18 protein-coding genes are annotated in these 18,979 nt (G+C 62.8%); 10 read left to right on the top strand and 8 right to left on the bottom strand.

The features are described 5' to 3' along the window. Positions 1-98: 98 nt before the first annotated feature. The 5 genes from C2L71_RS07235 (at position 99) to C2L71_RS07215 (ending at position 3,554) form a co-directional block, all read left to right on the top strand. Entirely contained in the window at positions 99-1,214 is a 1,116-nt protein-coding gene (locus C2L71_RS07235; protein WP_129588487.1) for an FAD:protein FMN transferase, read from the top strand. Beyond that, entirely contained in the window at positions 1,211-1,642 is a 432-nt protein-coding gene (locus tag C2L71_RS07230; RefSeq protein WP_103265103.1) for a NusG domain II-containing protein, read from the top strand. The genes C2L71_RS07235 and C2L71_RS07230 overlap by 4 nt, the downstream gene beginning before the upstream one ends. Beyond that, complete coding sequence (locus C2L71_RS07225) at positions 1,611-2,279, top strand: Gx transporter family protein (protein ID WP_103265102.1); 669 nt, start codon at positions 1,611-1,613, stop codon at positions 2,277-2,279. The genes C2L71_RS07230 and C2L71_RS07225 overlap by 32 nt, the downstream gene beginning before the upstream one ends. 138 nt (positions 2,280-2,417) lie before the next feature. Next, positions 2,418-3,197 carry an SDR family oxidoreductase gene (locus tag C2L71_RS07220; RefSeq protein WP_103265101.1) on the top strand — a complete coding sequence of 260 codons (780 nt, stop codon included), beginning with the start codon at positions 2,418-2,420 and terminating at the stop codon, positions 3,195-3,197. Positions 3,198-3,206: 9 nt separating this feature from the next. Continuing rightward, on the top strand, positions 3,207-3,554 hold the full coding sequence (locus C2L71_RS07215; RefSeq protein ID WP_103265100.1) for a nuclear transport factor 2-like protein: 348 nt from the start codon (positions 3,207-3,209) through the stop codon (positions 3,552-3,554). Positions 3,555-3,669: 115 nt separating this feature from the next. Here the strand turns inward: C2L71_RS07215 and C2L71_RS07210 are convergent, their stop codons facing one another. The 4 genes from C2L71_RS07210 to ptcA form a co-directional block, all read right to left on the bottom strand. Continuing rightward, positions 3,670-5,082, bottom strand: a complete 1,413-nt coding sequence (locus C2L71_RS07210; protein ID WP_170042460.1) for a winged helix-turn-helix domain-containing protein — start codon at positions 5,080-5,082, stop codon at positions 3,670-3,672. A 279-nt stretch (positions 5,083-5,361) separates the two neighbouring features. Continuing rightward, positions 5,362-6,480 carry an agmatine deiminase gene (aguA, locus tag C2L71_RS07205; protein WP_103265098.1) on the bottom strand — a complete coding sequence of 373 codons (1,119 nt, stop codon included), beginning with the start codon at positions 6,478-6,480 and terminating at the stop codon, positions 5,362-5,364. Between the two features lie 38 nt (positions 6,481-6,518). Next, positions 6,519-7,970 carry an APC family permease gene (locus C2L71_RS07200; protein ID WP_103265097.1) on the bottom strand — a complete coding sequence of 484 codons (1,452 nt, stop codon included), beginning with the start codon at positions 7,968-7,970 and terminating at the stop codon, positions 6,519-6,521. A gap of 200 nt (positions 7,971-8,170) precedes the next feature. Then, positions 8,171-9,202 carry a putrescine carbamoyltransferase gene (gene ptcA / locus C2L71_RS07195; protein ID WP_103265096.1) on the bottom strand — a complete coding sequence of 344 codons (1,032 nt, stop codon included), beginning with the start codon at positions 9,200-9,202 and terminating at the stop codon, positions 8,171-8,173. A 170-nt stretch (positions 9,203-9,372) separates the two neighbouring features. Here ptcA and C2L71_RS07190 point away from each other — a divergent pair, with 170 nt between their 5' ends. From C2L71_RS07190 to C2L71_RS07175, 4 genes are all read left to right on the top strand, one after another. Further along, positions 9,373-10,038 carry a GNAT family N-acetyltransferase gene (locus tag C2L71_RS07190; protein ID WP_103265095.1) on the top strand — a complete coding sequence of 222 codons (666 nt, stop codon included), beginning with the start codon at positions 9,373-9,375 and terminating at the stop codon, positions 10,036-10,038. Positions 10,039-10,051: 13 nt separating this feature from the next. Continuing rightward, positions 10,052-10,867, top strand: a complete 816-nt coding sequence (locus C2L71_RS07185; protein ID WP_103265094.1) for a MerR family transcriptional regulator — start codon at positions 10,052-10,054, stop codon at positions 10,865-10,867. Positions 10,868-11,005: 138 nt separating this feature from the next. After that, positions 11,006-12,346 (top strand): MFS transporter, encoded by a 1,341-nt coding sequence (locus C2L71_RS07180; RefSeq protein ID WP_103265093.1) that lies wholly within the window; start codon positions 11,006-11,008, stop codon positions 12,344-12,346. 139 nt (positions 12,347-12,485) lie between these two features. After that, the gene (locus C2L71_RS07175; protein ID WP_239926464.1) at positions 12,486-13,475 is read left to right on the top strand and encodes an SDR family NAD(P)-dependent oxidoreductase; all 990 of its coding nucleotides are present in this window, start codon (positions 12,486-12,488) and stop codon (positions 13,473-13,475) included. Between the two features lie 38 nt (positions 13,476-13,513). Here C2L71_RS07175 and C2L71_RS07170 read toward each other — a convergent pair whose 3' ends face one another. The 4 genes from C2L71_RS07170 to C2L71_RS07155 all read right to left on the bottom strand — a co-directional run bounded on the left by C2L71_RS07170 (position 13,514) and on the right by C2L71_RS07155 (position 16,817). Then, positions 13,514-14,308 (bottom strand): histidine phosphatase family protein, encoded by a 795-nt coding sequence (locus tag C2L71_RS07170; protein WP_239926462.1) that lies wholly within the window; start codon positions 14,306-14,308, stop codon positions 13,514-13,516. A 4-nt stretch (positions 14,309-14,312) separates the two neighbouring features. Further along, positions 14,313-15,086, bottom strand: a complete 774-nt coding sequence (locus tag C2L71_RS07165; protein ID WP_103265091.1) for an amino acid ABC transporter ATP-binding protein — start codon at positions 15,084-15,086, stop codon at positions 14,313-14,315. 45 nt (positions 15,087-15,131) lie between these two features. Beyond that, positions 15,132-15,785 carry an amino acid ABC transporter permease gene (locus C2L71_RS07160; RefSeq protein ID WP_103265090.1) on the bottom strand — a complete coding sequence of 218 codons (654 nt, stop codon included), beginning with the start codon at positions 15,783-15,785 and terminating at the stop codon, positions 15,132-15,134. A gap of 204 nt (positions 15,786-15,989) precedes the next feature. Further along, entirely contained in the window at positions 15,990-16,817 is an 828-nt protein-coding gene (locus C2L71_RS07155; protein ID WP_103265089.1) for a transporter substrate-binding domain-containing protein, read from the bottom strand. Between the two features lie 484 nt (positions 16,818-17,301). On the opposite strand from C2L71_RS07155, the gene C2L71_RS07150 reads away from it, so the two are divergent. After that, entirely contained in the window at positions 17,302-18,948 is a 1,647-nt protein-coding gene (locus C2L71_RS07150) for an FAD-dependent oxidoreductase (protein ID WP_157938946.1), read from the top strand. The last annotated feature ends 31 nt before the right edge of the window (positions 18,949-18,979 follow it).

Here is an 18,979-nt window from a genome sequence, read left to right as displayed (position 1 = left end):
GATTCGGAAAACCCGCCCGCGCCGAACGGCAGACGAAGCCCTGAAGGCAAGGGCGCTCGCCGGCCAAGTCGATCGCGTCAGGAGGAGGCGACGTGCCCGTGAGCATCGAACGAGTTCCGCGCCTCAACCGGCACCGGAACACGGGTCCGCGCCTCCCCATGCTGCGGGCCGCCATCGCGCTCGCCATACTGGCCGCGTTCTCGCTTTCCTCCTGCGCTGCAAAAAACGACGACACGGCGACGGCAACCGCGTCGTTTACGGCCATGGACACCGCAATGACCGTTACCGTGCACGCACACGATCGCAACGAGGCGGATGAAGCCCTTTCGAGCTGCACTGAAATCGTACGAGGGCTGGACGAGGCGCTTTCGCCCACTGAGGATGGCAGTTGGATTGCGCGTTTGAACGACGCCGACGAACCCCTGCCCGCGCCCGACGACGTAGAAAAGCTTATCGAGGAAGCGCTCGGCATGGCGGAAGCGACCGGCGGGGCCTTCGATCCCACCATCTACCCGCTTACGAGCGCCTGGGGTTTCACGAGCGGCAACTACCGGACACCCTCGGATGCCGAGATCGAGACGGCGCTCACCCGCGTCGGCTTTCGCTCCGTGGACGTCGACGCTGCAAGCGGCGCAGTCACGCTCGATAACGAAGCCCAGCTCGACCTCGGGGGGATCGCAAAAGGCTACGCTGCCGACCGAATCACCGCTGAGCTCCGCGATCGCAATGCAACAGGCGCGCTCGTCGACCTCGGCGGGAACGTGACCGTGCTTGGATCGAAACCCGACGAGACGCCATGGACCGTCGGCATCGCAGACCCGCACAATCCCGAAGCGCTCGCCGGCACGCTCCAGCTCTCCGAGGCGACCGTGTCCACCTCGGGAGACTACCAGCGATACTTCGTCGACAGCGAAGGCATCCGACGCCATCATCTCATCGACCCCGAAACGGGCTATCCAGCTGAAAGCGGACTGTCTTCCGTCAGCGTCGTCGCAACAAGCGGCGCGCAAGCCGATGCGCTGTCGACGGCTTTATTCGTGCTCGGAGTCGATCGCGCCGTCGACCTATGGCGCGCGACACAGAATGACGAGGCATTGGCATTCGAAGCGGTGTTCATCGCATGCGACGGATCGGTGCTCGTGACGGAAGGGCTTTCCACATCCTTCGCGCCCTCTGCCGCCTACGACGGCCGCGTGGAGACGGTACCGCGATGAGCGCGCCGCAGCGGCTCACGGCCCAACGTGCCGAGATCGTGTTCGCGGGCATCGTGTTTGCCGTCGCAGTCCTCTTGGCCGCCTGCTTCGCCGTAGGCGGCAGCGCAACAGCGGGAACCCATGGCGAACGCACGAAGGCCATCGTGTCCCGCGACGGCGCAGTCGTGCAGACCATCGATCTCGGCAACACAGACGAATTCGATATTCTCCTTTTCGAGGACGACCGCGGCAGCAACCTCATCGAGCTCGACGGCGGCCGCATCCGCGTGGCGGATGCCGATTGTCCCGACAGGACATGCGTGCGCACGGGCTGGATCGAGCGGCCGGGACAGATCATAGCCTGCGTGCCCCATGGTCTGACGATCATTATCGAACGCGAAGGAGAGGGGACGCCCAATGGCCCGGACGCAGTCGTTGGCGCAGCGTGATCCCAATGCCACCCGCCGAGTGTGCCGCTGCGCGCTGCTCGCCGCACTCGCCGTGGCCGTCGCCGCCGCAGAAGCTCTCGTGCCGATGCCTGCCCCCATCCCCGGGATGAAACTAGGGCTTGCCAATACCGTCACCGTGATTGCCGCGTTTTGGCTTGGCCCGGCAGAAGCGACGGTCGTGCTGGCCGTCCGTATCCTGCTCTGCGCCGTGCTCGCCGGTCAGCTGGCCGCCCTCCCATTCAGCCTGGTCGGAGGAGTCTGTGCGCTCGCTGTCACCCTGACCTTCGTCCATCTGAACGCGCGCGGGAAGGTGCGCCTATGCTGCATGGCGGCCGCCGTCGCGCACAACTGCGGACAGATAGCCATGGCAGCGATCCTCACCGCAACACCTCAAATCGCGCTCTATCTGCCCATACTGCTCGTCGTTGGAACAGCGACAGGATATGCGACCGGCACATTGGCTGCAACAGTGCTGGAACGCCTGCCGCACCTACTGGCGTCCGCAACGAATCGGATCGAGCGCCAGAACGCAGAGCCCTCGCCAGGCGGCACCGCCTCCGAGCAACATGGAGCAGGGGCCTGTGCACCGCATCCCGACCGTTCGACACCGTCTGCCGAGCATCCCCGCCACGCGTAACACCTCACCTACCGCTGACCTAAGCACCTCTGAATCCACGATGTCGGGTTGCTATGATGATGTGCGTACCGAACACCAATCTCGGACAGGAAGCGTGCTTTGCGTCAATCGTAGCGCATTCCGCAGAAGGGAAGGCTTATGGGTATTTACGTCATCACCGGAGCTACGAGCGGCATCGGAGCGAAGACCGCCGAGATTCTGCGCGGCCGAGGCCACGAGGTAGTCAACATCGACCTCAAAAACGGCGACATCGATGCGAACCTCGCCACGAAGGAGGGGCGCGCAGGCGCCATCGCAGAGCTGCACGAGCGCTATCCCGACGGCATCGATGCCATGATCTGCAACGCAGGCGTCTCGGGAGGCAAGGTTCCCATATCCCTCATTATCTCGCTCAATTACTTCGGGGCGACCGAAATGGCGCACGGCGTGTTCGATCTTCTTGAAAAGAAGGGGGGCAGCTGCGTCGTGACCTCCTCGAACTCCATCGCCCAGGGAGCGGCGCGCATGGACGTAGCAGGCATGCTCAACAACCACCCCGACGAAAATCGTATCATCGAGCTGGTCAAGGACGTCGATCCTGCCGTCGGGCATATCTACTACGCTTCGACGAAGTATGCGCTCGCCCGTTGGGTGCGCCGCATGAGTCCTGACTGGGGTTCGCGCGGCGTCCGCCTGAACGCCATTGCACCAGGAAACGTGCGCACCGCTATCACGGCCAACATGCTGCCCCAGCAGCGCGCGGCCATGGAAGGCATCCCCGTGCCCACCCATTTTGGCGAGGAGCCGCTCATGGATCCTATCGAGATCGCGAATGCCATGGCGTTCGTCGCCTCGCCCGAGGCTTGCGGCCTGAACGGGGTGGTCCTGTTCGTGGACGGCGGCACCGATGCCCTGTTGAATTCCGAGAAAGTCTACTAGGAGGCGACTATGGTCATCAACGATTTGGTCTCGGCGATGCAAAACAAAGACCACGAGGCGCTCGCAGCATGCTTCGAAGAGGATTGCCGCCTATTCGACTATTGCCCTTCCGTCGCCGGCCGGCAAAACGCCTTCCTGTACGGGCGCAACGCCATCGAAATGTCCTACCACAACAAGTTCATGTTCGGCGGCTTCGGCATGCTTGATCCGTACGTGGTGGATGAGCGCACCGTGAACTTCTACGCCGATTACAACGGCACCATCATCCACGCCCTCGCTCAGATCGAGAACTGCAACGACGGCGTATGCACGCTCGACAACAGCCTTATCCAGGAGCTGGTGATCCGTCCGGCATAAGCTGGCGCCACCGCTCCCAGCCGCATCGCACCCGTCTCCAACGATGCGGCGACCCCGGCCCGAGGCGGCCGCCCGCGCAAACGGGCGGCCGCCTCTCCGTTTTTCGTCGGGGCCTCTACGGTCTGCAATTCTTGCAGGGTTCGTATCCGCGGGCTTCGGCTTCCGAGCGCGTTGTCGGAATTTTGCTCTTCCGCAGCGACGAACATCCGTCACGATGGTATTTTTCACCTGTTTTCGTAAGATACACGGTGTCGCCGCCACGGTCGTCCGCAGCCGAAGCCGCTGCGGCAGCAGCCGCCTCGCGCTCTGCAGCAGCGGCGGCCTCCTGCTCCGCCGTTGCTGCCGCAGCGGCTGCAGCAGCCTCTTCCTCGGCCTTTTGGCGTTCGGCCTCTTCTTGCGCCGCCCGAGCCTGCATCGCCTCGGCATCCTGCACTATCTTGATGCTGACCGTACGATCCTTCAAGCCATCGAACGAGCACTCGACTCGATCCGCCTTCAGTAGCACTTCGCCGACTGCAAGCGACGATGCATCGATCTCGAACGAGTACCGTCCTGGCGAACAAGCGAGCGTATAGGTTTTGCCAATCGCCGCTTCATGACGCTCGCTCACTTTTACGCCATCCGTTTGCGTTCCACTCACGATCACCGTGACCGAAGCGGGCGCAAGCTCTTCATCGCTCTGCACGACAAAATCGAGTTCATGCTCCTCGGGTGCTTCAACCGTTTTCGGTTCCTGTTGAACGGACGAACTGGAAGGCTGCTGAGCCTCGTTGTGAACACCTCCCGAAGCAGCTCCTCCCAACGCGACCATGACTCCGAGCACGACAGAACATATCCCGAGCGCAAGCGTCGCCTTTGGCGCAGTCATACCGGAAGAAGAGGGTTTCTTGCGCCGGTCATGAACGAAGAACCCCAGCGATACGGCACCGCAGAGCGCGCCGACAAGTGAAAGCACGCCGGTGAAGCTCAGGGCAAGACCGACTGCAGCAAGCACGAGCGCGATGATCGAATCGGTTTTCGGCTCGGATCGTTCTATGGAAGGGAGCGAGGTGATGCCGCCCTCGTACGAACCCGAACCGCATTCCCCGGTCGCCTGCTGGCTTGTCGCTCCCGCATCGGGTTTGTCCCGCATGGCCGGCGATTCGTCGGAGGGTTCGGCTGCAGCACCCCCTTCGGGCACGCGCATTCCAGCCTCCGGAGCTTGATCGGGCTCAGTTTCCAGCTCGCTCTTTGCGCTGGCTTGTCCCCTGTCGCCAAGGCGTACTTTGCCTCGTGCCGGATACTCGATCATGCCATTACGATGGAGTTCCGACCGAGCCTTCTCAAAACGATTGGAGAACAGGGCCGATGAACTGCCGGTGACGCAAAAGGCTCGCTGCGCCGATGTGAGTCCCAGACGTTTCGCCGTTTCGCTTTCAAACGAAGCGAGCGATCGCGATCTCCCGCTTTCCAAAACCTGCAAAGCCGCCGGTTTGATGTCCTCGATGCCGGGGATATCCTCCCGCGACACCCCTTTCGAATCCCCCATGCGCCATCCTTCCTGCCGCAAGAGCATACCCCTTGCCTCGGAAACCCCTCTGCCTTCTCATTCTAGCAAAGCGATCGATGATCACATGACGTTATCGATAATAAAAAGCTGTTCGCAGCGCAAACGTGCCGAAGCGCTCGCTCGCCATCGCCTTCCCGAACAGCCATCGCGCCTTGATTCGTCGCCCCTTCAAAACGCTTGAACGCCCGCAGACGCGACAAAGGGCCGAATCGCCAACACCTCACAAGCATTGTCGATCCGGCCCTGAAACGGGCGAGCCTACGCGTTTGCCCGAGGCTCTTGCTGGGTGATGCAATGGATGTTGCCGCCGCCGTAGGCTACTTCCCGGGTGGACACGCCCACGACTTCCCGATCGGGGAACATCTCGCGTACCTGGTCGAGGGCCAGCTCGTCGTACTCGTCGTCGTACTGCGGCACGATGACGCCGCCGTTGACGATGAGAAAGTTCATGTAGGAGGCGATGGCGTAGTCCTCGGTGGTGCGGGGAAGCGTGCCCTCCACCACGTCGACGGCGTCTACCTCCTCCTGCGTCATGTAGGTGAGCTCCTTGGGCATGACCAGCTTGTGCACCTTCAGCTGGCGCCCCTTCGCATCGGTGGCCTGCGACAACGTCTCATAGGCAGCGTGGGCGGCCTCGTAGAAGGGACTCTCCTCGTCGTCGGTCCAGATGCAGGCCGCCTCGCCGGGCGCAACGAAGCACGCCACGTCGTCGATGTGGCCGTTCGTCTCGTCGGGGTCGATGCCGTCTTTGATCCAGATGACCTTCTCCACGTTCAGGTACTCGCGCAGATAGCCCTCGATGTCCTCCTTCGAGAGCTCCGGGTTGCGGCCGGGCGACAGGAGGCACATCTCGGTGGTGATGACGGTGCCCTCGCCGTCCACATGGATGGAGCCGCCTTCCAGCACGAACTGGTCGGGGCGGTAACGGTCGGCGTGGGCGAGGTCGGCCACCTTCATGCCGATGAGCGCATCCTGATCCCAGGGGAAGTACAGGCCGTCGTAGAGCCCACCCCAAGCGTTGAAGTGCCAATGCACGGCGCGAACGCCGCCCTCGTCGTTCACCACGAACGTGGGACCGCAGTCGCGGATCCATGCGTCGTCTGACTCCATCTCGATGACCAGCACGTTCTCGTCCTCAGACATCTCGAAGCGCGCGGCCTCATAGTCCTCGGGCTTCGCGCCGATGATAACGGGCTCGAACCGGGCGATGGCGCGCGCTACGTTGGCGTAGGCTTTCTGAGCGGGTTTGGCGCCGTCGCGCCAGTTGTCGGGGCGATGCGGCCACAGCATCCAGATGCGCTTCTGCGGCTCGAACTCGCCCGGCATGCGGTAGCCGTCTTTCCGAGGAGTGGATTCGTTCTCGTATATAGTTTTCATACGTTTCCTTTCGACGATAAAGAACAGAGTTGCTTGGGTCAGCGACGATCGACGGGGTTGATCTTTTCCGCAACAGCGGCATCGAACGTCTCCGGGTCGCCGCTCGCTTCCATACCGAGATAGTCGACCTTTCGGCCGCGCGCCGAGAGCACGCGCACAATCTCGCCGATGACGACGAACGCGATTACGCCGATAAGCATCGGTATCTTCGACAGCTCCTCTTCGGAGCCGTTCAGCGGCACGATGGTGGCGATGATGGACAGGACGAGCAGCACCACGGGGAGCCAGCATACCACTGCCAACAGGCCTTTGCCGCCGGGCACGCGGAACACCCGCGGGCGAGCAGCGTCCACCTTGCGCAACTTGAGGAACGCGGGGAACATGGGGATGTAGCTGATAAGCAGAAACACGATGTTCATGGAGAAGAATATCCAGAAGAAGCTGTCGAAACCTGCAAGCTCCATGAGCGGCGAGAGCAGCACGAGCACGCTCGCAACGATGCCGTTGATGATGGCGGCGCCGGTGGGCATACCATTCTGAGCGCTCTCGTGGGCGAAGGGCTTCGGCATGTTCTTCTTCTTAGCAGCGTGCTCGGCGACGAAGTTCACGCCGAACGACCAGCTGACCATATTACCGAACAGCGTGATGAGGAATACCACGGCCACCACGACGAACAGCACGCTGCCGAAGCCTGCCATGATCCCCACCGCATCCATGATGCCCGAATCGAGCGAGATGTCGGAGGCGGGGATGGCGGCGCTGATGCCAAACGAGCTGAACAGGTAGAGCGCCGCGATGGCGATACCACCCGCAATGATGGCTTTGGGAATCTGCTTGCTCGGATTCTCCATCGATCCCACGTAGGTGGTGATAACCTCGAAGCCCATGAAGTTGAACAAGATGATGGAAAGATAGGTCAGACTGTTCGAGTCGAGCGAGGGCAGGAACGTCTGAGGGGCCATGTCATTTGCGAACCCGTAATTCACGGCGTACCAGATGCCCAAGCCGCCCACCACCACGGCGATACCCACTTTGAGCACAGCGGCCAGGTTGAGGATCCAGGTTGAGTCGGATACCTTCGAGAAGCTGAGGAATACGACGATCCAGATGAACGCGAGCTCTATGACGAGCGAAGGCAGAAGCCCCAGCTCGAACCCTGTGATAAGCGCAATGGTCTCGGGGAACAGAAATGCGAGCGAAGCCATCCACAGCGGGAAGTTTATCCAGTAGTACCAGCTCACGCGGCTACCCCACGTATCACCGAACGCGCGGCGCACCCAATCGTACAGACCGCCTTCGTCGTCGTAGGCGGTGCCCAACTCGCTCACCACGAGTCCATACGGCAACAAAAAGGCGATGATGAGGAAGATCCACCAGAAGAACTGCGAGTTGCCGATGGCGGCCGCAGGAGCCGCCGCCTCGGCCACGAACACGACGGTTATGACCGACAGTATCGCGTCGATCAACCGGAATTTCTTATTCTTTGCCATAGGTTTCCTTCTTTCACGCACAGGTTGGCGTAGTCAGTCAGCGAGGGCAGCTGTGGTGCTTGAGATTCGTGGGATGGCGAGGGCGACGCGTACTTCGGTACGCGAGTTCGCGGCATCGCTCGAAGATTGAGCGCCACGGCCGCCCGTCCCCTTCGGGGACTTGCTTCGCGGAGCAGCACATCGACTCGTTCCGATGGCCGCTAGGCCGTCGGAACCCCCTGCTTGCCGAGGCCTTCCAGCAGATAGTTCAGCTGGTCGTGCGCCTCGCCGGCTTCGGGCTCCTCGGTTTCGGCCTGCTTGCAGAAGTACGCCAGCAAGCCGCGGATGGAGTGCTTGCGGTTCTCGGCTTCGTCCCAGCAGATGGACTGCGCACCGTCAATGACCGCGTCGGTGACCTCCTCGCCGCGCGAGGCGGGCAGGCAGTGCATAAATTTGGCGTCCGGGGCGGCCATCGCCATGAGCTCCTCGGTGACCTGGTACGTCGGGTAGAAGATGGCCATCCGCTCGTCCTTCGACAGCTCCTTGTCGTACAGGCCGTACCACACGTCGGTGTACACGAAGTCAGCGTCCTTCATCGCTTCCTCGCGGTTGTCGGTGACGCTCACGCTGCCGCCCGACACCTCGCAGTTCTTGCGGCCGATCTCCAGCAGATCCTCGCGGATCTGATGGCCCTCGGGGCCGTACTGCACGAAGTCCATGCCCATCTTCGAGCAGATGAACATCTCGGACACGCACACCTGGGTGGCGTCGCCCACGAACACCATCTTGCAGTTCTCGATGCGCTTGCCCTCGGGCAGGTGCTCGATCATGGTGAGAAGGTCGCCCATCTCCTGGGTGGGATGGTTGTAGTCGGACATGCCGTTGATCACAGGGATCGTGGCGTACTTCGCCAACTCCACGAGGTCTTCGTGGCGGTCGACGCGCGCTTCGAGGATGTCGAGCAGGCGGCTCATGACGCGCGCCGAGTCCTCGATGGTCTCATGCCCGCCCAGCTGGATGGTACCGGGCGCGTAGAACTGGCCCGTGCCGCCGAGGTCGGCCATGGCACCCTCAAACGACAGGCGCGTGCGGGTGGAAACCTGCTGGAAGATCATGCCGAGCGTCTTGTGCTTCAACAGCTCGGGAAAGTAACCAGCCTTCACGCAGCGCTTGAGCACGCGCGACAGCTCAATCATGTCGAGCAGCTGGTCCTTCGTGAAATCATTGGTATCGAGAAAATCCTTGACGGTCATCGCGATGGGCCTCCTTTAGAAGTGGGGACAAGGGAACCGGCGCGACCGGATTGCAGTACGGACGCGCCTTAGATGCAAGTATCGGGGCTCGAGGAGGAGACGCTCGACAGTGACGAGAAGTCGTGCGAGAATCGAGAGCGAACCGAAACCAAATCGATGAAGGAGCCGTCATGGACCTGCCTGGCCTCATCACCGTCCCACCCGATCCCATCGAACAACTCGACAGCCTAGCGCACATGGTGGGCGCGTGCTTCCGTGAAGAGATGTGGTACGCCACCTGGTTGGAGGCGATTGATTCACTCGGAGCGGACGAGTCACGCAAGCTCGAGATCACGCGCGCAGCCATATACGCGGACTACGCCGTCACGGCGCCGTTCCAGTGCGTGTACACGCTCCCCGACCGCGCGGGAGCAGCGAACGCCTACCTGCGCAGCGAGCTGGAAGGCGTCACCTGGCCCGAACTCGAGGAGCGGTCGGGCGCGCTTCTGGCTGCAGCGCTCACCGCCCAGGAGGCCGAGGCGCTGGGGCCACGCGCCGAGGCGATGAACCCCCTTTCCGACACCTGCTGGCCACTTGAGCGGGCCGGCGATGACGAGGACTTCATCTACTTCATCTCCGTGGGCGTCGACCCCGAGAAGCGCGGCACGGGCGCGTTCCGCCGCCTGTTCACACCGTTTCTCGCCTACGCCGATGAGCACGGGCTAAAAAGCTATCTCGACTGCTACACCGACCGCTTGGAACAGCTGTACGGCCATTTCGGCTTCCAGACGGTGGAGCGGCGCGGCGCCCCCGGCTTCGACATCGTGGAGCGCCTCATGGTGCGCGCGCCGCGCTAGCCTAGGAGAGCCCATGAAGTCGAGCGAATTGGCGGAATTGACCGGGTGCACGGTACGCACGCTGCGCCACTACCACGCCATCGGGCTTCTTCCCGAGCCGCCGCGCGGCGCGAACGGCTACCGCGACTACGGCGCGGAGGACCTTGCGCGCGTGCTGCGCATCAGGCGACTCGCGTCGCTGGGATTCTCGCTCGAGCGTATCGGGCGCGTGATGGACGATATGGATGCGAACCCGGCCGATGCGGCGGGTGTGGGCGCCTCGGAGGCCCTCGACGAACTCGACCGCGAGCTGAAGCTGCAGATCGAGCACCTTGAGGGGCAGCGCCGCACCATTGCCCAGCTGAAGCAGGAGCAGCTCGACCCCGACCTGCCCGTGCGCTTCGCGCGGGCGGTGCGTGCGCTCATCGATTACAAAGAAGGCGCCATCTCCAGCGGCGAGCGCGAGGCCCTGCTGATCGCCGCACACCTCTACACCGAGTCAGACACCGCCGAGCTCGAACGCGTCATGGAGAGAGTCCACCGACTCGGACTGTTTGATCAAATAAAGTCGTTGAACGAGCGCTTCGACGAACTGCCCGCAGACACGCCGCGCGAGGAGCTCGAACGGCTCATCGAGGAAGCGCTCGAGACGATCGACCCCCTTATCGACTGCTTCAATTCCGCCAATTGGGAAGACATAACGAACCCGGAAGACGCCGAAATGGAGCGTTTCGTCGACGAGCTCATGCGCAGGGGACTGAACCCCGCGCAGCTCTACGCCGAGGATCGGCTGGAGGAGGAAATAAAGGCACGCATTTTCGCCCGCCAAGACGCCGCTTCCGACACCTAGCCCCTCTCCTTCACAACTTCGCCACGCTCCGCTTGACCCCGACGTTACGTCAGGGTTTTTACTGGTGCCTGCACGAAGCCGCCGAGACGGCACGCACGAGACGGCCGCTCCGCGCCCACCGCGACCGAAAGGATCCCCATGCACGGCAAAAGCACCACCATCCGGTTTCTCACCTCCAACGCGCTCTCGCTTCTGGGCAACTCTGTCGCAGGCGTCGTGTTGCCGCTGGTGCTGCTGGCGCGCACGGGCGACGCGCTGGCGGCCGGCACGCTCGCTCTCATCTGCGCGGTGCCCCAGATGCTGGCGGGCCTCATGGGGGGCGCCCTGCTCGATCGGCTGAACCGACGCTCCATCTCCATCGTGTCGGACTTCATCTCGGCACTCGGCATCGCGCTTCTGCCCGTAGTGGACATGGTGTGGGGGCTGAACTTCGGCTGGTTCGTGGCGCTGGGCCTGCTGAGCGCCGTCGGCGACATCCCCGGCATGACGGCGCGCGATGCCCTGCTGCCCGCCGTATGCGAACGGGACGGCGTGAACCTGCAGCAGTTCCTGGGCGCGGCCCAGTCGCTCGACTGCATCGTCACCATCGTGGGACCCGCGCTGGCCGCGCTGCTCATCGGCTTCGGCGGCGACGTGAACGCGCTGTGGGTGACCGCGGCCCTCTCGTGCGCGGCGGCCATCGTCACCGTCACCATCCCGCGCTCGGTAGGCGCCGTGCCCCCGCGCGTAGCCGCAGATGGCGCATGCGATGCAGAAACAGCGCCCGCGAAACGCCGCACAGCCCTCCAGCGCGTCGCAGCCGCCGCCCGCGCTTCACTCGTGGACGGATGCCGTGTGCTGTTCAAAGACGACGCCGTGCTTCGCGCCTCCACCCTGCTCACGTTCGGCATCGTCATGGTCATGGGCAGCTTCCAGGGGCTCGTGCTGCCGGTGCACTTCACCGAGACGGGGCATCCGGAACTGCTCGGCTATGTGCTGTCGGCTATGGCGGCAGGCATGCTGGCAGGGTCGCTCGGCTACGCGGCGCTCGCCCCGCGCGCCCGCAAGCGCACGTGGTATCTCATCTCGCTTGCGGGCATGGCGGCGAGCGTTGCGCTTATGGGCATGCTGCCCGCCTTCCCCGCTCTTATCGCAGGTGCAGTCGTCCTGGGGATGGCGGCCGGACCGGCGTCTGCACTGCTGGGATTCTTCGCCTACGACCGCATTCCCAATGCGCATCGCGGCAGCGCGCTGGGCACGCAGAATGCGCTCATGCTGGTGGCCGCTCCCGTCGCCGTGTTCGCCACCTCCATCGTGGTAAAGTCGGCCGGTACATCGATAGCCGCGCTTGTATTGGTGGGCGCCTGGATGCTGGTGACGGTTGCCGCCCTTTGCGCGAAGAGCATGCGCAACCTGGACGAAGCCGTCCGCTCGCCCAGCGGCGCAGGGGAGGCCGCGCGGGAGACTTCTGGAGCGGCCGCTCAATCTCCGGCCGAGTAAACCCGACGATAGCGCGCTCGTTGCGCCTTTCCAACGGCCGCCCGGGCGCCGCGTAGGCGTTCGGGCGGCGCTCCTATCATGCCAAGCGGAAACGCCCGGGCGCCCAAGCAGCGCGCCCTGCACATGAAAGGAGCCCTCCATGGCACAAACCGCATTGGTCACCGGCGCAACGAGCGGCATCGGCGAATCGCTTTGTCTGCTGTTCGCCAGCGACGGATACAACCTGGTCACCGTAGCGCGCGACAAGGAAGCGCTCGAAAAACAAGCCGACGAGCTGCGTTGCCTGGACATCGAGGTCACCCCCATCGCCTGCGACCTCTCCAATCCCGACGCCGCGCGCACCATCTTCGAGCGCGTGCGCAAGGCCGGCATCGAGATCGAGTTCTTGGTGAACGATACCGGCTATTCCCCCGCCGGCCGCTTCGCAGAGCTGCCCATCGCCGACATTCGCTCCATGATCCAGGTCAGCGTGACCAGCCTCGCCGAACTCACCAACGTGTTCCTGCACCCCATGCTCGACCGCGGACACGGCCGCATCCTCAATATGAGCTCTATGATGGCGAAGACGCCTTGTCCCTACAACGCGTTGTACGGCGCTGCAAAGGTGTTCGTTCTCTCGTTCTCCACCGCGCTTGCACGCGAGCTACGCGGCACCGGCGTTACGGTGACCACCGTATGCCCGGGCGCCACACGCACGAATTTCCCACGAAACGCAGGCATTGAGGACGCGCCGGCGTGGAAGTACTTCTCCATGGACGCCGATGAGACGGCTATCCGCGTCTACCGTGCCCTTATGCGCGGCGAGCTGTGCGCGGTCACCGGCTGGTACAACAAGATCGGCGCGTTCGGGACACGCTTCATGCCGATGGGATTCCAACTGATGGCAGGCGAATGGCTCATGGGAGCTCGCAAGCATCCGCTCCGCGAAGAGGAAGACGAACACCGCTCCGATGGCTCAACCTGCTCCGACGATCGCGCACCACGCTCGTCAGGTGACGACAAGAACGGGGAGCGCCAGCACGCGCACGGCAAGGACGACCGCAAAAAGCGCGACGGCGGTTCCGCTTGCTTCCACAGCTCCCGTCGCATGACCATCGACCCGGACGATTGGGGCTGGTTCGGCTGGTAGCTCGCTCGAACGGCGGCTGCACCGTGAATGCGCTGCGCTTACCGCACGTACTCCATCGAGCCAACGTCACCAAGCGAAAAACACTCGCCGTCGAAAGCGAGTCGGGTGACGCTGGCGTTGAGTATCTTGAGCGGGTCGTTTACGCGCGAAGGTTCAAGCAGGTAAACAAGCGTACGCACGACGAACGAATGGGTGACCACGAGCACATTGCCGCCGCCGGCCGCAAGCGCAGCTCGACCCGCATCCTCGAAGAACCGCTTGAGGCGGATCTCGATGTCCGCAAAGCGCTCGGCGCGCCCGGAACGATCGGCTGCGGCGATGACATCGGCAACTTCGGGCAGACGGCTGTTGAGCTCTGCAAACGACAGCTTGCGACCAAACCCCTGGGCGAATACTCGGTGAAGCTGCTCGCCCGGCTCTCCCTCCAGATCGCCATAGCACCATTCGCGCAAGCGAGCATCCTGAGCAGCAGGGATGGAAAAGCCATCGTCCTCAGCGCACGCGGAGCGGGAGTTCGGCCCGGCCGGCACGTATACAGCGCTCTGCACGGCTTCGACGCTGGCAGGCGAGCCCTTGCCCTGCGCCCGCTCGTCGAAGCGCGCCCTTGCGCGTTCAGCCGCACGCGAATCGAGCACCTCGTGAAGCGTCTGCACCGCGCGTCCGCTGTCGCTCGAATACGCGGCGGCGAAATCGACGCCGGCGAGTCCCCGACCGAGCGAGCGTGCAGCTCGCACGCCCTCCTCGGTCAGGGGCGTATCGCACCAGCCCTGCACCTTGCCCATGACATTGAACAGGGTCTGACCGTGCCGCACGACGAAAAAAGTCACGTCCACGGCGCTACGCTCCTTCGTAGTTCGCCAAGAATGCCCGGGTGCGTTCATGCCGGGGGTTGTTGATCAGGTCTGCAGCCGTTCCCTCTTCCACGATCACACCCCCATCCATGAAGATAACGCGGTCAGCCACGTCACGCGCGAAGCTCATCTCGTGCGTGACGATAACCATCGTCATATGCTCGGCAGCAAGGTCGCGAATGACATTGAGCACATCCTTGGTCAACTCGGGGTCGAGCGCACTCGTAGGCTCATCGAAGAACAGGACTTCGGGATTCAGGCACAGCGCCCGGGCGATGGCCACGCGCTGCTGCATGCCTCCCGAGAGCTCGCAGGGAACCTTGTCCTCCGTGCCCGCGAGCCCCATCTTGCCCAGCAGGGCGCGCGCGTGCTCGAACACCTCATCCTTCGGGCGCTTTTGCACGTGGAGGGGCGCATCCGTGATGTTCTTCAGCACCGTGTAATGCGGAAACAGGTTGAAATTCTGGAACACCAAGCCAAACCGCATCTTGGCTTCGCGCTGCACCGCCTTCGATGCATACGCCGCCCGACCCGCGGCATCGTTTTCGGCCACGATGAGATCGCCGTAAGCCAGGCGACCGGAATCGAGCGTCTCGAGCAGTGTCATGCAGCGCAGCAGCGTGGATTTTCCTCCGCCCGACGGACCGATGATGCCCACGACCTCGCCCTGGCTCACGGAAAGCGAGATGTCCTTGAGCACGATCGCGTCTCCGAAGCTCTTCTTCGCCTGTTCGAGCAACACGATTGGTTTGTCGGTCATCGGTACTCCTTCGTTCCCTAGAACCTCGCGGCTCTTCGAACTTCGTCAGTCGTGGTAGTAGTCGAGCTTCTTTTCGATGCGGGTGAGGATCATCTCGACGGCGAGGTTGAACACCCAGTATATTGCGCCGGCCACCACATAGGGCACCATGCTCACTTGAGAGGCGGCGAGCGCCTTCGCCTGGCTGAACATCTCCATGATGCCGAGGACGAATGCAAGCGAAGTATCCTTGACCAACGTGATGATCTCGTTGCTCATTGCCGGAAGGATGCGCTTGACCACCTGCGGCAAGACGATTTTCATGAAGGTCTGGCCCTTGGAGTAGCCCAAGACCGTCGCCGCCTCATACTGCCCGCGCGGGATGGACTGGATGCCGCTGCGATAGATCTCGCCGAAGTAGGCCGCATAGTTGAGGACGAAGCCGACGGAACATGCGACGTACTTCCAGTCGTTGCCCATATTGAGTCCGAACAGATAGTACGGTCCGAACATGAGCGCCATGAGCTGCAACATGAGAGGCGTACCGCGCATGATGGAGATGTAGAACCGCGTGATGAGCGCAAGCGGTTTGAACCGGCTCATGCGGCCGAGCGCCACTACCACCCCGAGCGGCAGGGCTCCCACAAGTGTAGTCAAGAATATCTGGGCGGTGAACACCAGTCCTGATAGCAGCAGTTCGATCATGGTCGCGAATTCCATGTTGCCCCTTCCGCCGTTCTGCCGCGCCGCCCGATAGGCAGGTCCCCTTGGGGAGACAGCGGAACGGATTGACACCGCGAAGCGCCGAGGCACGCCGTCCTGCCGGTCGAAGTCCTCCCCGCACGCATGGAGCGTGCTCTATCGGACGTTCGCGGCAATTCGACGCACCTCAGCGCTTCTCGCTGATTATTACACCAAGCTGCGTTACAGCACCCAGTTGTCGTAGGTGATGCCCTGGTCGGCGTACTTGTCGCACAATTCCTTGACGAAACCCTCGTCGTCAAGCTGCTTGAGAGCGTCGGTCACCTTCTGGGCCATCTCCGTGTTGCCCTTCTTGAAGCCTACGGCGTAGTTCTCGGTGGACAGGGGATCGAGCTGCACGTAGGCATCGGGTTTCGCGGCCATCTGATACGCGGCGATGGACAGATCGCACGCAACAGCATCCACCATGCCGGACTCAAGCTGCATGAACGCGCTGTTGTATGTATCGATGGTCTGAAGCTCCTTGAACGTGGAGGCAAGGTCAGCCTGGTCGCCCTCGAGCACGTCGAGCGCCGCGGAATCGACCTGCGTCATGACGATCTTGTCGGCCAGGCCATCCAGCGCGGCAATTCCGCTATCGGCCTTCACGACCACCACTTGTTCGTTCATCATGTACGGATCGGAGAACGTGTAGTTGTCCTCGCGGCCCTCCATGGTGAAGCCGTTCCAGATGCAGTCGATGGAGCCGCTGTCGATGAGCGCATCCTTCGCATCCCAGTCGATGGCCTCAAGCTTGAGCTCCCAGCCATTCTTCTCGCATACAGCCTTGGCCAGCTCCAGGTCGAAACCGGTAAACTCGCCGTCGTCACCCACGTAGCCGTAGGGCGGATAGCCCTGATCGAAACCGAGCGTAAACGTGTCGCCCTGAGCGTCAGCCCCGTTGCCCGAATCCGCGGCCTGTTCGCTGCCGCCAGAGCATCCTGCCAGCAGCACCGCCGAAAACGCGAGCGTCGTCAGAGCGACGACGAGCGCCAAAAGCTTCTTCTTCATGTGGTTCTCCCATCCTTCTCCGAAGGTGCCGCTCCCTACCCCGGTAAACGGCACATCCGCTTTTCTACTTTACTGCACTAAAGTGCAGCAGAGAGTATAGCACAGATGGTGCAAGACGCACGAACCTTCGGGGGACGAACGAACCTTCGGACAGAACGCGCGGCAGACGGCACACCGAAAAGCATGACGAACAGTCGGAGCGGAGCAACGAACGAGGCTATGCCTCGCACGGAACGCGGCAACGGGGCGAGATGCGTCCGATACACGCCCTTCTCGGGATGCAGGCATGGCCTGTACGGCGCCTCTACCAGGAATCCCCCTTTTCGGAGGATGGGGCACAACCGGATGCGCCCGAAACATCCGATGCTTCACAGGCCGCATGGGCGCATCCTGCATTCAAGCCCGCAAGAGGTACGGCCCATCCGCCGTAGACGGCGGGCAAGCAGCGCCAATGGGAGAGGAACGAGAGGATAAGGAGAACATCATGAATAACGAACGCGCCGCCAGCAAGACGAACGGAATGGCAGGATCGGGCAGCCTTTCAAGACGCGCTTTCCTCGGCGTCGGAGCGACGGCCGCGATCGGCGTCGGCGCCCTCGGATTGGCAGGATGCGCGCCCCAGGCGAGCGAGTCCGCCGGCACGTCCAGTTCGCAACCTGCACCTACCGCCGACGATCCGTGGGCCGGTTTCCGAGCCGAGGAGTACGCAGGATCCGCGAGCGAGACGGTCGATGTCGACTTCTGCATCATCGGCTCGGGCGCATCCGGCATGGTGGCCGCCGTCGAAGCCGCACAGAACGGCAAGCAGGTGCTCGTGCTGGAGTCGCAGGAGAACCCCGGCGGAAACGGCATGAACACCGACTGCTGCTTCAGCTTCGGCTCGCCTCAAATGGAGGAAGGCTGCGCGAAGTACGGGCTGACCGTCACCCCCTCCGAAATCATTCGCAGCGAAGTTGAGCTGTACGATTACATGGTAAACCCGCTGCTCTGGGCCGATACCATTGCCCATTCGGCCGACAACACCGCCTGGATGGTGGACAACGGCGTGCGCTTCGCGCCGACCACCGACTACTATGCCGGCAACATGGGCAAGACGCCCACGGCCCTCATGTGGGAGGACAGCTTCTTCAGCGGCGGCGAGTGCATGATGAAGCCCTTATTCGCTGCAGCCGAGAACTTGGGCGTCGAGACGCGAACCAAGACGCGCGCCAAGGCTCTCAAAACCTCGGAGGACGGTGCAGTGACCGGTGTGTATGCCGAGACGAAGGACGGCGTGCTGGAGGTGAACGCGAAGGTCGTCATCCTCGCAGGCGGTGGCTGGGCGGCCAACATGGACATGCTCGCCGAATACGGCGGCTACGACCCCGAAGCCATCACCTCCATGAGCGCAGCAGGCAGCATGGGCGATACGCTGAAGATGGCGGCGGCCATCGGCGCCCGCCAGGAGGCCAAAGCGCGCGGCTATATGTTTGGCAACATGATTGAGGATTTGACCACGTTCTCGCTGCCGCAATACCACCCGGGCATGTGGGTGAACGAGGACGGCGACCGCTTTGCAAACGAGGACTGCGGAGAACTCTGCCATGATTACACCGGCACGGCCGTAGGAGCCCAGAACGAGGTCTACGTCATCTTGAACGACGCGATGGTGGACGAAGCCGAAGCGAGCGGCAATAGCCCCGATTTGCGCAAGGAGATCGAGGCGGCCTTGGCCAAGGGATCGGCCAAGGCCGTATTCAAGGGAGACGACGCCGCCGATCTGGCGAAGAAGGTGGGTTGGGCAGGCGATTTCGAACAGACGCTGGCCACATATGAGGAGTACGTCGCCAAGCAGTTCGACGACGAGTTCGGCAAGGATCCTTCGTACCTCGTCTCATTCGGCTCCGGCCCTCTCTACGCCCTCAAGATCCACCAGGAAATCGCGCTGTCGCTGGGCGGCATCATCACCAACCGCTCCTGGCAGGTCGTCGGCGAAGGCAGGCAGCCCGTTCCCAATCTCTACGCTATCGGCGCCGACGGACAGATGGTGTATTTGGGCCTGTACAACTTGAACACCTCGGGTGGCCATATGGCCACCAACGTTGAATCGGGACGCTACTCCGTGAAGCACGCCGTCGCGCACTGCTTCTAGCACTGCGAGCAGCACATCCACCGTTCCCGAC

This window comes from Enteroscipio rubneri (assembly GCF_002899715.1).
Classification (GTDB): Bacteria; Actinomycetota; Coriobacteriia; order Coriobacteriales; family Eggerthellaceae; genus Enteroscipio; species Enteroscipio rubneri.
Note: the sequence above shows the minus strand (reverse complement) of the source record. Positions and strands in the feature narration are given on the sequence as shown.

Excerpts from the sequence above, each read along its gene's own strand:
- C2L71_RS07230 (WP_103265103.1), top strand. The coding sequence starts at position 1,211 with ATGAGCGCGCCGCAGCGGCTCACGGCCCAACGTGCCGAGATCGTGTTC.
- C2L71_RS07225 (WP_103265102.1), top strand. The coding sequence starts at position 1,611 with ATGGCCCGGACGCAGTCGTTGGCGCAGCGTGATCCCAATGCCACCCGC.
- C2L71_RS07220 (WP_103265101.1), top strand. The coding sequence starts at position 2,418 with ATGGGTATTTACGTCATCACCGGAGCTACGAGCGGCATCGGAGCGAAG.
- C2L71_RS07215 (WP_103265100.1), top strand. The coding sequence starts at position 3,207 with ATGGTCATCAACGATTTGGTCTCGGCGATGCAAAACAAAGACCACGAG.
- C2L71_RS07210 (WP_170042460.1), bottom strand. The coding sequence starts at position 5,082 with ATGGGGGATTCGAAAGGGGTGTCGCGGGAGGATATCCCCGGCATCGAG.
- aguA (WP_103265098.1), bottom strand. The coding sequence starts at position 6,480 with ATGAAAACTATATACGAGAACGAATCCACTCCTCGGAAAGACGGCTAC.
- C2L71_RS07200 (WP_103265097.1), bottom strand. The coding sequence starts at position 7,970 with ATGGCAAAGAATAAGAAATTCCGGTTGATCGACGCGATACTGTCGGTC.
- ptcA (WP_103265096.1), bottom strand. The coding sequence starts at position 9,202 with ATGACCGTCAAGGATTTTCTCGATACCAATGATTTCACGAAGGACCAG.
- C2L71_RS07190 (WP_103265095.1), top strand. The coding sequence starts at position 9,373 with ATGGACCTGCCTGGCCTCATCACCGTCCCACCCGATCCCATCGAACAA.
- C2L71_RS07185 (WP_103265094.1), top strand. The coding sequence starts at position 10,052 with ATGAAGTCGAGCGAATTGGCGGAATTGACCGGGTGCACGGTACGCACG.
- C2L71_RS07180 (WP_103265093.1), top strand. The coding sequence starts at position 11,006 with ATGCACGGCAAAAGCACCACCATCCGGTTTCTCACCTCCAACGCGCTC.
- C2L71_RS07175 (WP_239926464.1), top strand. The coding sequence starts at position 12,486 with ATGGCACAAACCGCATTGGTCACCGGCGCAACGAGCGGCATCGGCGAA.
- C2L71_RS07165 (WP_103265091.1), bottom strand. The coding sequence starts at position 15,086 with ATGACCGACAAACCAATCGTGTTGCTCGAACAGGCGAAGAAGAGCTTC.
- C2L71_RS07160 (WP_103265090.1), bottom strand. The coding sequence starts at position 15,785 with ATGGAATTCGCGACCATGATCGAACTGCTGCTATCAGGACTGGTGTTC.
- C2L71_RS07155 (WP_103265089.1), bottom strand. The coding sequence starts at position 16,817 with ATGAAGAAGAAGCTTTTGGCGCTCGTCGTCGCTCTGACGACGCTCGCG.
- C2L71_RS07150 (WP_157938946.1), top strand. The coding sequence starts at position 17,302 with ATGAATAACGAACGCGCCGCCAGCAAGACGAACGGAATGGCAGGATCG.